Here is a 13,914-nt window from a genome sequence, read left to right as displayed (position 1 = left end):
TATTTTTCCAGCAAAAATCAGCCGCTTTGATTTGCAAGATCAAATCATCCGGTAGGTTGTACCCGCTGCCGTCTTTGTGATTATCCTGATAGATTATCTGAGAAAGACCGATTAGGTAGTGTCGTTTGAGACTATAATTGACCTGCACGCCCCCCTGTATATCCCAGTAGCTGACGCCGTTTACATAATGATTTCCCTGATAAAAGGATTTGCTATTATGGTAAAATCTCGAGTGAAAATGAACCGTAATATCCCCGACCTGCGGGTTCCACGCTCTCGTTAAATAAAAAGGCTCCCGGATATTTTTTACCTGTGAGTACGCATGAATGTACAATCCAAACAAAAACAGAAAAAAGAGAAAAGTCAGATTTATTTTCTTCATTTGTTTCGCTTTTTCCTCGTACTCTTGGCGTGGTCAAAAATTGACTTTCTTAAAATAATTTACAAATTTTATGCCACCTATATTGAATTTTGCCATAATTTGCTAATAATTTGGAAAATAAAGCTTGGTAGTTACCCAACTTATTGTAAATAAAAGAAATATAAAATGAGAATAAATACATTTTGGTGAAATTTAATGAAAAAAAGAATGGCATGATTTTTCAATTGTTTTAAATTGGGACAGTGGCTTTAATTTTTGTCTCATTTCGACCTTGTAATTCGTAAAATATCTTTCAAATATGTAACGGTTTTGTTTGCAAATTGAGGATAGGATGGCAGCGCGAATCGTGACTTTAATGCACGATCTGGTGGCGATTCGGCTGTTTTCTTTTACTTGCTTTTAGGACGGAAAACGTTGGATTGTGTTTGCTTCGCTCGCTGGCGAACTGGTTTCCTGCGCTTTTTTGTGGATTTTAGCAATGGGGCTTAAGTGATTGTTGTGGGGCGAGAAGTGATTAACTTCTAAGTTCAGCGGCAGTGATTAATTAGCTTTCCGCTGGAACGATCTGTCTGCATTTTTCATACAATGTTTCCGGAGCAATGTCTATCTCGTTAGCCCAGACTATTGTGCCAAGCTCCTTGGACACAATAAAATTTTTGAAAAAGTTCAGGTCTTTGAACTTGGCAAATACGCCGCCTTTTTCCAGATATTCTGAGAAATCAACAATTCCGGCAGAACCATCTTCAAATTCAATTTTCAATTTATAGTTTTCAATATATTCCGCATTAATAACATCATATAGCATTTGAATATCTCCTTTACCTTACAAGTCGTGCCATAAATATGCGCTACAACAATCAGGCTCTTCGATGCTCATTTGTTCTCAGTTATTCCTAATTTCGGACATAACAGCCAATATTTGCTGCTTGTACCTAACCGATTGCTCAAATAATTTGTTAGTAAGTTTTGGAGAAACTAAACTACCAATCCCTCAACTTCCAACCTCCGCCAAAACATAAGGTCCCCGCGGGATGACGGCGATTTTGGCGTTAGTCCCGAATTTTTTCAGGGCGGATTCGATTCCTGATTCTATCGAGGGAATGATAGTCGCGACATTGGGGTGAATATCATCCTGACTTAAATTTTCCGAGTAAATCATCACTTCGGCTTTGCGGCGCACTTTGGCAAATTCTTCAAATTGCCATTGATCAATAACGAACATGCCCCCTTCGGTGATTTTTTGCATAAAATCTTCCGTGTCCGTAGTGGATTTGACTAATTCGGTGAATTCCGGGCTGCCCAAGCCTTCCTTGCACTCAGCAGAGATGATGATCGTACCGCCCTTTTTCACAATGGGCAGCGCCGCAGTCATGCCCTTGACCGACTGGTAAAAGCTCGCATCCAACGGAGCGCCGGCGGAACTGGTAATGACAATGTCCACGGGTTCGTCGATAGTGTCGCCCACATGCTCACGGACGAAATCTACTCCTGCGGCATGGGCCTCAATGTAATCTCCGGCAAAAATGCCTACGATATTTCTGTCTTCGTCCAGAGACAGGTTTACCATGAAATCCATGCCCGCCATGCGAACCATTTCGATGACTTCTTCGTGGAACGGATTTCCGGCAATCTGCCCCTCGCGCGCATTGGGATGTTCCAGAATTTTCGGGCTGTGCATCACTTTGACGGTCTCCAGACTGGCAATTCCAGGGCAGACGAGCTTCCTGCCGCCGGAAAATCCTGCCATTAAATGAGGCTCGATAAAACCGGTAGTGATTTTCAAATCCGCGTTAACGTAAGTTTTGTCCAGAAGAACGTCGGTGCCGCGGGAAGTCTTTCCCAGATGAACGTGTTCGTCCAGTTTTCTTGCGTAATGGTTGATCACCCGATATTTTTCCGCGATTTTTTCACCCACTAATTGAATCAATTCGTCACCCAGATTGGGTCGGTGAATTCCCGTGGCAATTAAAATAGTGATATTTTTTCGCTCAATCCCGCTTTCTTCGAGTGTGTCTAAAATCGGAGGCAGCAAAACTGCATTCGGCACCGGACGAGTAATGTCACAGATGACCACACAAGCAGATTTTTTACTTTTTGCCAAATCGGAAAGCGGTTTTGTCCCGATTGGCTGCTGCAAAGCGCGCATAATGGCAGTCTCGGGATCAGCGATCGGGGACGACGGTTTCATTGAAAGTATTTTTACAAGATTTCGGTCAGGGACTTCGACTGCAATGCCGCGACTTCCGTAATCAATTCTAATTTTCATGTCAGGCTCCTCCGGATTCGGCAGATTTTAATGTATGAAAAAATCTCTGTTTTAAATTTTGCGCTACAGGAATATACAAATATGCGAAATTAATTTCAAGTGATTAATCGCTTGATTTTAGGGAAAATTATTTTTACTTTTGGTTCACCAGAAGCAAATTTTTTCTTGGTGGCTTCGTATGGTTTATTTTTAAAAGGAAGACAGAAAGGCGGCATGAATGAAAATTGTTCCGTTTGAAATGGAGCGCTACCAATCGTTGTGGGAGAATATTGTTGATTTTAATTTGTCCGAAAGCGGCGTTCACCCATTGCAATTGAATGAACTCATCTCGCACGAGGAGTTGGCGAAATTAGTGGAATTGCCCTTAGGTTACAATCAGACAAATGGCAGCGAAAAACTTCGGGAGTTGATCGCGAAATTTTATCCTAATGCCAACGAGGAAAATGTGTTGGTTACGACGGGCAGCGCAGAGGCTAACTTTTTGAGTTCGCTTTACTTGCTCGAATCCGGCGATGAAATTGCCTTGATGTTGCCCAATTACATGCAAATTTGGGGCTTGGCGAAGTCTCTCGGCGCAAATGTGAAACCTTTCCATTTGAGACCGAATAAAACGCGCTGGGAAATTGACTGGGACGAGTTTCTTCAGGTAGTGACTGAAAAAACGAAATTGATCGCTGTTTGTCATCCGAACAATCCGACCGGGGCGCGCTTGCAGGAAGCAGAGATCGAACGCATTCTGGAAAAAGCGGCTTCTGTCGGCGCCTGGGTGCTGTCCGATGAAGTGTATCGTGGTTCGGAGCGTGACGAGGAATTATCTCTTTCTCTTTACGGCTCTTACGACCGCGTCATTGTGAGCGGCGGTTTGTCCAAGGCATTTGGCTTGCCCGGGCTGAGAATCGGCTGGGTCGTTGGACCCAAAAAAATAGTCAATCAACTCTGGGGCGACAAAGATTACACGACGATTAGCCCCAACACCTTGAGCGACCGTATCGCGCAAATCGCGCTTCAGCCGGCGAAGCGGGATAAAATTTTTCAGCGCGCGCGCAGCTTGATTCGGAAGAATTTTCAAATTCTGGAAAATTGGCTGCAAGAAAAAGTGGGCTTATTTCAATGGATTCCGCCGGAAGCAACCGCCGTCACTTTGGTGCAGCACAATTTGCCTGTTTCTTCGAATGAATTCGTTACAAAATTACGCGATGAAAAGAGCGTACTGATCGTTCCCGGCGAGCAATTTCTCATGCCAGAAGATTATTTGCGCATCGGATTTGGCACGGAAACAGAAAAATTGACAGCAGCGCTGAATTTGGTTAGCGAGTTCATCGCTGAAAAATACAAAAAATGAAACTTCTTCAGCGCGGGCTGCCATCCAGATATTGATTCAGCGGATTTGTCGGGCTCGTGTTTTGGGAACGAATCCATTCGATCACCGGGTCGCGGTAATTCACAGCGAGCGTTATGGGCGTGGGATCGTAAACTGAAAAATTATTATCGCTGCGAGAATAGAGATAGTCGGTAGTGAGCACTTTGTAAATTCCATTCTCCACCAGAGGAGTGCCGTCTGCCAATTTGTAGCCGTCAATTCTGGTCATGCCTCCAACAATCAAATACTGCGTGACATCGATGACCTGACTTCCCGTGAGGTCAAGGGAAATTATCTGATTTTCAAAAGGCAGCACGCCGACAATCGTGCCCAGAGTGATTTCACCGGCGGGAATGGACTGGCGAATGCCGCCGATGTTGGTGCAGGAAATATCCGCCTCGGGAAACATCTCCAGCCAGGAGTCGCAAATCATGTTGTACATTTCATTGGATCGCGAGCCGATTTCGGAATCCGCGTAGCCAATGACTTCGGAAAGCGTGGCATCGACGCGGGCTTTCCATTTTTCGATGACTGCTTGAATTCCCGGGTCGGGAGTGTGAACCTCGTTAGCCACTAATTTCTGGTTCAGGCTGACTACAGTGTCTGCCTCGGTGTCAAATTCGATGTCTACCACAGCGTAGTTTTGCATGTAATAGCCGGTGTGAATCAGCGCCACGCCTTCGACATTATCGTTCACTGTACGCCGACAATGGCCGCCGGTGAGCACTGTGATTCCCATCTCACTCGCTGAGTGCGCCAGGTCTCGCATTTCACTTTCGCAAATGTGTCCCACTACAATCAGCAATTCAGCCCCGGCATTTTTTACTTCCGGCACAACTTCTGCCAGCGCCGTCTCGTAGTCGATGAAATCGAAATTTTTCACGTACTCGGGAAAAGTGCTGTTCGGCGTTGTCGTGGTGGTCAAGCCAATGATGCCCACGGAAATGCCGTTTACTTTTTTAATTACGTAAGGCATGGCAAAATCCGGGCGCTGTCCGGTGGATTTTTCTTTGATGTTAGCGGACAAATAGGGGAAATGCGATAGCGAAAGATTGCGGCGTAAACCAGAAACCTGAAAATCAAATTCGTGGTTCCCAATGGCTGCCGCGTCGTAGCCCATGGCATTCATTACTTCAACCATGGACTCGCCTTTGGTCCAGGTGGAAATTGCCGGGCCTGTCCACATGTCGCCGCCGCTCAAAACCAAGAAAGGATCTTCGTCAGAGAAATTTTCATTTTCTTTCCAGAGCGCCATCATGCCGGCAGCGCCGCCGTGCGTGTCTGTGGCTTCCATCCAGCCGTGCTCGTCGTTGGTGTACAAAATCACCAGCTCGCGTACCGGCTCGTCCGGCGGGTTGGGATTTACCGGATTGCTTTTTTTCTGGCAGCCCAGAAAAACAAGCGCCATCGCAAAAATAAAGATTCCATTGCGAATGAGCGCGTTTTTTGAGAGTGATTTCATTATTTCTCTTAAAATAAGTTAAAATTTTTGTAACTATTCGCCACAAAGGCGCGAAGACTCGAAGTTTAAATTAGCAACAAATTAACACAAAACGACATTCCAACGTAACAGAATTCTAAAATATTGAAAGAATTTATTACCAGTGTTTTCGAAAATTGAGATGGCAATATTGCTTAGGCAAATATTAGAAATACTTTTACGTCAAAATTATTTTTTTACTAACCAATTAAATCTTGGACCCTTGGCGGCTTCGAGGCTGAATAGTTACGAATTTTTTTAATGGATTAAACCGTCCAATTTATTTGAGAATTCACTCAAATTGAATTCTCAAATTCAGTCGATTTTAACGCTATCAATTTCAGCAACAGATTTTTGGACGGCTTGTTCCAGCGAATCAAGATTGACACCCAGGTTGGCGATGCCTAAATTTTGTAATTTTTTCAAGACTTTCAGCGAAAACTGGGTTTGTTTTTTGACCACATTTTTGAATGAATCAGATTGAATGAACTGTTGCGCTTTTTTCATTTCCATCAATTCAGCGCGCACTTCAGCAAGGTTGCTTTTCACTTCCGGCGCCCAGTCGAGCAAGTTTGCTTTTTCCAACTTTTTGAGTTTTGCCAGTAATTTTTCATCGCGAGCGGCTTCTAACTGTTTCAAAAATGCAGGATCAACCGCGAGCCGTATTTGTTTGTTGAAGTGAAATAGAATCGGCGGGCTGACCGCTGCCGGCATCGTTGCTTTTCGTTGGCGCGAAACATCAGAAATTTCCTGGTTCACCTGATACATCTCTTTGAGTTTTGCGCCAAGTTTTTCCCATTCGCGCGCGGAAGATGGTGGGGCTTGAATATTGGCCGGCATTCCAATTTGCCGTTCAGACTGACCATTCTTTTCTCTGGCGGCGATGTTTGTTTTTGCCGTCGATAAATTCAACGCTGCAGCCGCTACTGCCGGCGTTAGCACGGTGTCCAGATTGGTCAAATTCAAAATATTTGCCGCGACTTTTTCCACTTGCTCCGGCGGGATTTCCCGCTGATTCACTTTCCGGGCAAAGTTGTTGTACAGCGATGCAACGGATGATTTTCCCAACGAATCGGGAACCATGCCGAGCAGCCGTTCTCCCAGCAAATTGATGGAATAGTCCAGCGCATTGCTTTTCGATTCTTTGTCCAAAAATACGAGCCAGTAAATGAAAAAAGTTAATGCCACGGACACGATGAAAAACAAAATTTTTTGGATTGCATTTTGCATGACAACACCTTATAATTAATATGAATGACCAGTTGGAAAATTTTAACTAAAATAGCAATGAAAATAATAAAAGCCTTACGGCTTAATTCAATTCCTAAATTGGAGTGGAGTTAAGGCGTCAGCCTTTTAAAAACAATAAATTAGCGACTTATGTTCAATTTTAACTGGTCATTCGCATAATTAATATTCGCCAAACATTTTTTCGTACATATCGTAACGGTCGCTGCTCATGCCGAGGCGTTCGTAAGCGGCTTTGGCGCGCTTGTTTTCTTTTTCCACGTAAAGCCGCAAACCGCGCACTGATTCGGCTTGTGCGATTTCTTCCACAAAACGAAACATGTGAGAAAAAACGCGCTGGCGGCGGAATTCTTTTTCCACGTAAACGCTGTGAATCCACCACACGTCGCCGTTGCGCCAGTCGCTCCATTCTTTCAGCACGAGCAAGATGCCAGCGGGACGATGAAAAGTATCTTTGGCAATTACGTAAAATCCACGATCCGGGTGATCAAACATGAACTGTACACCCTTATTGACGATGTCTCTGTCCAATTGAATATTTTCAGTTTCCGCCGCCATTTTTATTTGCGTCTCTGCGATCCAGTTTTTGTCAGAACTTTCAGCAACATTGACGATGAAATTATTCCTGCTTTCAGTCAATTGATTTTGCTCCTTCGATATTTTTCCGTTCATTTTTTCACCGGGTAGAGGTAATTTTCTCCTTTTTTGATACGAACGATGTTGCCCTTTTTGTCAAATTCAAAAATAACCAATTCGCCGTTGCCGTTTGTCATGCGAAATGTGTTTTCGCCCTCAGGGAAAAGTTCGGTCAGAGAGGCTTCAGGATTGTCTTCGGGAGGGTAGTCGTAACCGTACAAATAAAGTTTTTTGTCCAGGATCATCACTTTTTCCGCCCAATGCGACGGATCTTCGTAGGTGCCGACAAATTTTTCCCAGGAGCGATCGAACGGCACAGGCTCTTCCTCTTTTTGCAGCGCATTTTCAATGGATGGGGCGATCATGTCAAAAAATTTCAGCGCGAATTTTGTCGGGCTTCCGTCTTCGCTGTTGGAAAAAACGATCACGCCCACTTTTGCTTTTTTGTCAAAATAAATCTGCGAACGAAATCCGCCGACCCAGCCGGCATGGCCGATGAGAGTTCGGTTTCCGTAGTGGCGGATGGAAAAACCCAGTCCCCAGCCGCTGTTCCAACTCGGCATCAGCCATTGCACGCGATGCATTTGTCGCAGCGTGCTGGCTTTGAGCAACTGACCTTTTTTGAGAGTATTCGACTCGAAAAATTGGGAAGAAACAAATTTTGCCATGTCTTCGATGTTAGAAGTCATGTTTGCCGCCGGAGTCAGCCCTTTGGCGTCAGTGAAGGGCATGACTTCTCGTTCCCCATTGGGAAGCCGAATGCCGTAGCCGGTCGCCAACGATTTCTTTTGCTCTTTGGTCAAATAAATGCTGGTGTTGTTCATTTTGAGCGGCGCCAAAATGTGCTTTTGAATGTACTGATCGTATTTTTCGCCGGCTGCTGACTCGACAATGGCGCCCAGCAGCGCCATGGCTAAATTGGAATATTTCCACTTCGTCTCCGGTGGGAAGATGGTTTCCTGTTGAGGAAGTTTTTCGATGATTTGCTGCAATGTCGGAAAATTGTGATCTGTCCAGTAGGGGAAAGCCGCCTCCCGCGGCAGACCGGACGTGTGCGTTAAAATGTGCCAGATGGTGATCGGCGGTTCGTTGGGAAAACGATTTCTTATTTTGAACCAGGGTAAATATTTTTCGATCGGATCGGTCAATTGCAATTTTCCCGCGTCCCGAAGCTGCATGATGGCAGTGCTGGTGAACAGTTTCGTGATGGAAGCGAGCCGGAACAGCGTTCTCGGTGTCATGGGAGTTTTTTTCTTCAAGTCGGCAAAACCGAAGCCTTTTTCCCAGACTAAATCCTTATCGCACACAATGCCAATAGCAAGCCCTGACAAATTGTAATAATCCATTTCCGCCTGCACCCAGGTCTCGAAAAGCTTGAGCTTGTCCATCACTTCTGTGTTCTGGGCGACAGAAATTGTGTGAGCATGAATCTGCACAGTGAAAATCAATGCAAAAAAGATGAAAAAAAAGCTGTTTCGTTTCATTTTGTTGCCTCCGTGATCTATTATTTTAGACAGAAAAAATGAAGGAAAAGTTTTTTTGCCACGGAGATACAGAGATATTTAAAAAAAGATTATTATTACTACTTAGCAAATTATGAATATCTATATTAATTATGCTATTCATGCAATTAAACATCTCCCTAAATCTCCTACGCCAGAAGCGCATCTTCGACTTCAAAGGGGGACTTTTTTGATTTTCCCCTTTGAAAGGGGGATTTTCTGGTTTCACCTTTGAAGGAAGGGGGATGTTCAGATTCAATCTGACTAAGGTGTTATTTGCTTTTCTTAAATTTCGATCTCCGTGTCCTCTACGTTTCTTTGGTTACTCGTAACAAAATATTGGAATCAAATATTCTCTCGAAGCTCTTTCCGGTAAATCCAATTGACGAGAAAGAGAGCCGCGATCAAAATCATGGGCCCGCAGATGATGACATAAGTCACCAAAGGAAATTTTCCGTAAGCCATGTACATATACCAGATTGAAAGCCCGAAAAAAATAACCGTTCCGATCCATTCCCTTTTCCAGGCGATGATTAACGCGATGATCACTAAAAAAGTCGGGATTAAATGAATCAGGAAAGTGCCCAATGCTTTCCAGAAATTGGCATATTCCCGGAACACATCAACGGCAAAGATAGAGATGAAAAGCGCGAACAAGATGGTCAAAATTCGCGGGAGCCAGAAAAGGATTTGTTTTGATTTTTCTGTCATTTTTTTTCCTTTTTGTTTTTCAGATAACATAAGATAAGAAACAGACACGAACGAAGCAATAAAATTCTCGTTTTTCTTGCAAAAATTTTTTGGGAAATATTTACAGCGATTTTGACTGAGCCAGAAAATAAATTCACCTGCTTTTGCAATTCTGTCATTGGCCGTCCGATTTCGTAATCTAATGGCTTGTGAGGTTAAATTCAGAAAAAATAGTTGCCATCATGAAATTTTGCTTTCGTTTAACTGAGAAACATTGCATCAAGATAACACAATTTTTCTAAAAAGACTTGCAAAGGCAAAAAACGTAACATATTTAAAATCAAGAAATTACGTGCCATTAATTTCAATGGTATGAAAATTGCAAATTTCCATTTATTGCCTTGGCAAAATATCTATTCTTCTCTCCTTATATTTTATTATTGTGAAAAACCTTTATTATTCAAGGAAATCTCCAATGACCCGGGATACGCAGCAGGAACTTCAGCAAAAATATAAAATTTTGTCGCAAATTGCGCGTGGCGGATTTAGCGTTATTTACCGCGGAGTGGATTTGGTATTTGACAAACCGATAGCGATCAAAGCCATCGACCCTAAATTTTTGAATGATCCCGAATATGTGGCGCTTTTTCTCTCCGAGGCAAGAAACGCCGCCAAGTTGAGCCATCCTAACATTGTCAATATTTACGATTTGGTGCAGGACGACAAAGGCGCCTATTACATCGTCATGGAATATGTGGAAGGCATGGACCTGGGCAAAATTTTGGCAGCGCGCAAGAAAAGCCGAAAAGTCCTGCCAACAAATCTAACGGTTTACATCGTAAAAGAGGTGTGCAAGGCGCTGGAATATGCGCACAATAAACGCAATCCGCTTACCGGCAAACCGATCAAATTGGTTCACCGCGATATTTCGCCGTCAAACATTGTGATTTCCGAGCAGGGGAAAGTTAAGCTCATCGATTTTGGCATCGCGCGATTGAAATTTGCCCGTCAGCAAAAAGGGGAGATCGTGCTCTCCGGCAAGCTGCCGTACATGGCGCCGGAGTTTGCCGGCGAGGCTGAAGTCGATCGTCGAGCAGATATATTTTCGTTGGGCATGGTTTTCTTCGAGATGCTGACTGGAAAGCGGTTGTTCGATCCGGAAAACAGCGAGCAGGCGGTTCATTTACTCAGAAAATACAAACCGAATCGGGGAAAAATCGCCGATCCGAAAGTGCCGGAAAAGCTTCGGCAGGTAATCTGGAAGATGGTACAAAAGAAACCGGACGATCGCTACTACGGCGCCAACGGTGTATATCAGGATTTGGTGGAATATCTGATGGAAAACTCGACATCCGTTGAACTGGATGAGGAATTGTCAGATTTTCTTGAAAAGTTAGATTCCAGTACGCCAGTCGCGCAGGAAAAAAGCGAAACTCTCGTCGAAAAAAAGTCAGCGACATCAGAGGAAGAGGTCAGTGACAAAAGGCAGGGCGAAACCAAAGTATCGCAGAAATCGCCCGGCAATGGTAAGTCAAAATTAAGCGCTGACTCGATTTCCGGGGCTGCTGAGAAAAAAGCCGGCGATGATCTGGACAAAATTTTGACGGAAATCGAAACCGAGTACGCGCAGGAAAAACGGCTGGGCATTGCGCGAACCGCCGCCGGGAAAAAAGCGAAAACGGACGATCAGGTGAAATTTGCCCGTTCGTTGAAATTGGCAGATCCCGACCTAGTGGAAGTCGCTGCCGCAGAAACGGAAGATGACGGCGAAAAAACAATCATCGACGTGGTGCGATTGTCGGCGCACAAATATCGGAAATTTCTCAAATACACGGCGTTGGGGATGTCGCTCATTTTGCTCGCCGCGCTAACTGCCGATATTTACTATCAGCTTTCACCGTTAGGTACAGCCATTTACACCCGATTTTTTTCGTCAAAAATTACCTTGGTCACCGTCCCACTGGGCGCGCGTGTTTATCTTGATGGCCAGCGACTTTCCGGAACGACGCCGCTCACAATTCCGCCGATCGAGCCCGGGGTTCATCGATTGACTTTGTCGCTGGAGGGATTTTCACCAATTTCGCGGGCGCTGCATATTCCGCGGGAGGGACAATTGAAAATTGCCGGAGCGGACGCGGGAGAAAAAGGACGCACTTACATTTTTCATTTCAAATCAACGATTGAGTTGGATTCCGAACCGCCGGGGAGCATCGTTTTTGTGAACGGCGCGCCCTATCCGGAAAAAACGCCGACGACCATCGAGTGGGAAGCCGGAAAACCGTTGCAGCTTGTCATGGAATTGCCGGAGTTTGGCAGAATCGAGGGACTCACCATTGACATTGCGGCTGACACGGCGTTTTTCAATAGTGCTGATCAGTGGACTTTTGAGCGAGTCGGGAAAATAGTCAACAAATATCGCGTTTTGGGCAAATTGCTCAAGATGGTGCAAGTTAGCACGATACCGGAAAGCGTCGCTTGTCTCGTTGACGGGAAAATTGTCCCGCCGGAGAAAACGGGCACGGGTTACAAGTTGGCGCTTTCCGGAGGCGTTCACGAAGTCCTCTTCAAAAAAGAGGGTTTTAATGACAAACTGATCACATTGGATGTCGGCAAAGTTAAAATTCCTCGTCTGTCAGTGGTTATGGATAGACCAGTGCAAATTTTCGCGCGTCAGAGCGGAACTGCGGACACCGCACAAGTCGCCGCCAATGTCGTCAAATTCGTCGCGTCCGGTAAGACTTACCCTGTTGATCGCGTGACGCCGTGCAAAATTTCTATTCCGGCGGTCGATGCCGACATTTTTCTGGAAAAAGAAGGTTTTGAACCGCTGAAATTGATTGTGCCTGCTGATGCGCAGAGTATCACTGCTGACCTCCAGCCGACGACGAATCCGGTTCGCATTTTTGTGCGGGATGCGCTGACAGGATTGCCACTCAAAAATGCGAAAATTTACTATCGTACGAAACCGGACACTGCCGCGCCCGAAATAACAATGGGCGCTACTGACAAAGACGGAATTTTCACAGGTTTTGTGCCATCCGGAGAATATTTTTTCAAAGCGGAAAAATCAGGATATTACAATCGACAGCTCAAAGCCAGCGTCACTGATAGCGCAAAAATAGAATTCAAATTGATTATTCATTGAAAAAAGTTTCCGAGTTTATGTGCGGAAAATTCAAAGATTAGGGGGATTTTTTAAAATATTTTTTTCCCGGGTGAGATTTGGGGGACATCCGAAATAGCGGTGGAAATAGTGCGGCAATTTTACTAAAAATTTTTAAGACCGCAAACAGCGACAGATTTCATCAGTTGTGCATTTGCTGATCCGAAAAGTATCGAGCTCAATTGAGAAATTTTATGAACGGAGTTTTTCATGCCCCGAATCGTAGTCAAGCGAAATAATCGTACCTATAAAGAATTTTTGCTACGCCCGTTTCAGAGCCGCGTCACGGTGGGCTCTCATAGCGACAACGATTTAATTCTGGCGGACATTGGTGTTCGCGAACATCATTTTGCTATTTACAAAAAAAACAGCCACTATTTTCTCGAGCCGCTGGATGGCGTCACTACCACTACTTTAAATGGGAAAAATGTAATTGCTTCTACTCAAATCAAAAGCGGAGACGTGATCGAAGTAGGGGCGCATAAGTTGTTATTTGAAAATGAGTTGCATGAGGCACATTCGGTAGAAACGGCTGACACGGTGGGGTATGATGATGATCTCGCGGAGTCAGAGGTTGAAACAGAGACCCCGGAAAAAGACGTGGCGACTGCCAAGCCTAAAAAAGAAATTGTCAACAAAATTGATGAAATGGCGGCAGAGGAGCAGCCGAAAAAGCCTGCTGTTGAAACTGAAGAAGAATCTTCGGAGCCACATTTTTTGATTGCGATTTATGGCCCTTATCTCGGAAATGTTTATCAACTCAACACGGTGACCACAAAAATCGGCAGAGACCGGCTTTTGAATGACATCGTTATCGATCGTACGCCGAGCGGGAAAATAGATGCCAGCATTTCCCGGCGTCACGCTACAATCGTGCACAGCGAAGGTTGCTATTATATTCTCGATAAACGCAGCAAAACCAGAACCCGAATCAACGGGAAAGAGCTGATCCCGGATCAAGTTTTGCAACTTTATCCCAACGATGAGGTGGAAATTGTCAGCGACCGCAAAAGTACGATTTTGCGTTTTTGTCCCAAGAACAGGATGAATTTTTCCCGACCAAAAAAATCAGGCACGTGGTGGCTGCGAAATCGGCATCGTGTAGGTTTGTTTTTTTCTGTTGCTGTCATTCTCATTTTGGCGTTGGTCATTTTCAAATTTGCAAAGCAATTGTCGATTGCCCAGCA

At 44.7% G+C, this 13,914-nt stretch carries 11 protein-coding genes; 3 read left to right on the top strand and 8 right to left on the bottom strand.

The features are described from left to right. The 3 genes from GXO74_04880 to larA form a co-directional block, all read right to left on the bottom strand. Window positions 1-382, bottom strand: a 382-nt coding sequence (locus tag GXO74_04880) for a hypothetical protein (protein ID NOZ60992.1), incomplete at its 3' end; no start/stop codon positions are given. A 544-nt stretch (window positions 383-926) separates the two neighbouring features. After that, a complete protein-coding gene (locus GXO74_04875) occupies window positions 927-1,187 on the bottom strand; it encodes a DUF2442 domain-containing protein (protein ID NOZ60991.1) in 261 nt (86 codons plus the stop codon). A gap of 186 nt (window positions 1,188-1,373) precedes the next feature. Further along, window positions 1,374-2,648, bottom strand: a complete 1,275-nt coding sequence (gene larA / locus GXO74_04870) for a nickel-dependent lactate racemase (protein NOZ60990.1) — start codon at window positions 2,646-2,648, stop codon at window positions 1,374-1,376. Window positions 2,649-2,865: 217 nt separating this feature from the next. Here larA and GXO74_04865 point away from each other — a divergent pair, with 217 nt between their 5' ends. Then, window positions 2,866-3,990, top strand: a complete 1,125-nt coding sequence (locus GXO74_04865; protein NOZ60989.1) for an aminotransferase class I/II-fold pyridoxal phosphate-dependent enzyme — start codon at window positions 2,866-2,868, stop codon at window positions 3,988-3,990. Between the two features lie 7 nt (window positions 3,991-3,997). Here the strand turns inward: GXO74_04865 and GXO74_04860 are convergent, their stop codons facing one another. The 5 genes from GXO74_04860 to GXO74_04840 form a co-directional block, all read right to left on the bottom strand. Beyond that, window positions 3,998-5,470 carry a bifunctional metallophosphatase/5'-nucleotidase gene (locus GXO74_04860; GenBank protein ID NOZ60988.1) on the bottom strand — a complete coding sequence of 491 codons (1,473 nt, stop codon included), beginning with the start codon at window positions 5,468-5,470 and terminating at the stop codon, window positions 3,998-4,000. 333 nt (window positions 5,471-5,803) lie between these two features. Next, window positions 5,804-6,718, bottom strand: coding sequence for a hypothetical protein (locus GXO74_04855; protein ID NOZ60987.1), 915 nt, complete (start codon window positions 6,716-6,718; stop codon window positions 5,804-5,806). Window positions 6,719-6,898: 180 nt separating this feature from the next. Continuing rightward, window positions 6,899-7,408 (bottom strand): GNAT family N-acetyltransferase, encoded by a 510-nt coding sequence (locus GXO74_04850; protein NOZ60986.1) that lies wholly within the window; start codon window positions 7,406-7,408, stop codon window positions 6,899-6,901. Then, a complete protein-coding gene (locus GXO74_04845) occupies window positions 7,405-8,856 on the bottom strand; it encodes a beta-lactamase family protein (GenBank protein NOZ60985.1) in 1,452 nt (483 codons plus the stop codon). The genes GXO74_04850 and GXO74_04845 overlap by 4 nt, the downstream gene beginning before the upstream one ends. Window positions 8,857-9,219: 363 nt before the next feature. Next, window positions 9,220-9,585, bottom strand: coding sequence for a hypothetical protein (locus tag GXO74_04840; GenBank protein NOZ60984.1), 366 nt, complete (start codon window positions 9,583-9,585; stop codon window positions 9,220-9,222). Between the two features lie 454 nt (window positions 9,586-10,039). Between GXO74_04840 and GXO74_04835 the strand changes: the two genes are divergently transcribed. Together GXO74_04835 and GXO74_04830 are read left to right on the top strand one after the other, a co-directional pair. Next, window positions 10,040-12,709, top strand: coding sequence for a protein kinase (locus tag GXO74_04835; GenBank protein ID NOZ60983.1), 2,670 nt, complete (start codon window positions 10,040-10,042; stop codon window positions 12,707-12,709). 228 nt (window positions 12,710-12,937) lie between these two features. Beyond that, window positions 12,938-13,914 (top strand): FHA domain-containing protein (locus GXO74_04830; GenBank protein ID NOZ60982.1); only part of this gene is annotated, 977 nt, incomplete at its 3' end.

The organism is Calditrichota bacterium (genome assembly GCA_013152715.1).
Taxonomy (GTDB): domain Bacteria; phylum Zhuqueibacterota; class Zhuqueibacteria; order Thermofontimicrobiales; family Thermofontimicrobiaceae; genus 4484-87.
The sequence above is the reverse complement of the archived record's forward strand: the minus strand, read 5'-3'. Positions and strand labels throughout refer to the sequence as shown.

What these genes read in the sequence shown, in the direction of transcription:
- GXO74_04865 (NOZ60989.1), top strand. Translation starts at nt 2,866, where the DNA reads ATGAAAATTGTTCCGTTTGAAATGGAGCGCTACCAATCGTTGTGGGAG.
- GXO74_04850 (NOZ60986.1), bottom strand. Translation starts at nt 7,408, where the DNA reads ATGAACGGAAAAATATCGAAGGAGCAAAATCAATTGACTGAAAGCAGG.
- GXO74_04845 (NOZ60985.1), bottom strand. Translation starts at nt 8,856, where the DNA reads ATGAAACGAAACAGCTTTTTTTTCATCTTTTTTGCATTGATTTTCACT.
- GXO74_04855 (NOZ60987.1), bottom strand. Translation starts at nt 6,718, where the DNA reads ATGCAAAATGCAATCCAAAAAATTTTGTTTTTCATCGTGTCCGTGGCA.
- GXO74_04860 (NOZ60988.1), bottom strand. Translation starts at nt 5,470, where the DNA reads ATGAAATCACTCTCAAAAAACGCGCTCATTCGCAATGGAATCTTTATT.
- GXO74_04875 (NOZ60991.1), bottom strand. Translation starts at nt 1,187, where the DNA reads ATGCTATATGATGTTATTAATGCGGAATATATTGAAAACTATAAATTG.
- GXO74_04835 (NOZ60983.1), top strand. Translation starts at nt 10,040, where the DNA reads ATGACCCGGGATACGCAGCAGGAACTTCAGCAAAAATATAAAATTTTG.
- GXO74_04840 (NOZ60984.1), bottom strand. Translation starts at nt 9,585, where the DNA reads ATGACAGAAAAATCAAAACAAATCCTTTTCTGGCTCCCGCGAATTTTG.
- larA (NOZ60990.1), bottom strand. Translation starts at nt 2,648, where the DNA reads ATGAAAATTAGAATTGATTACGGAAGTCGCGGCATTGCAGTCGAAGTC.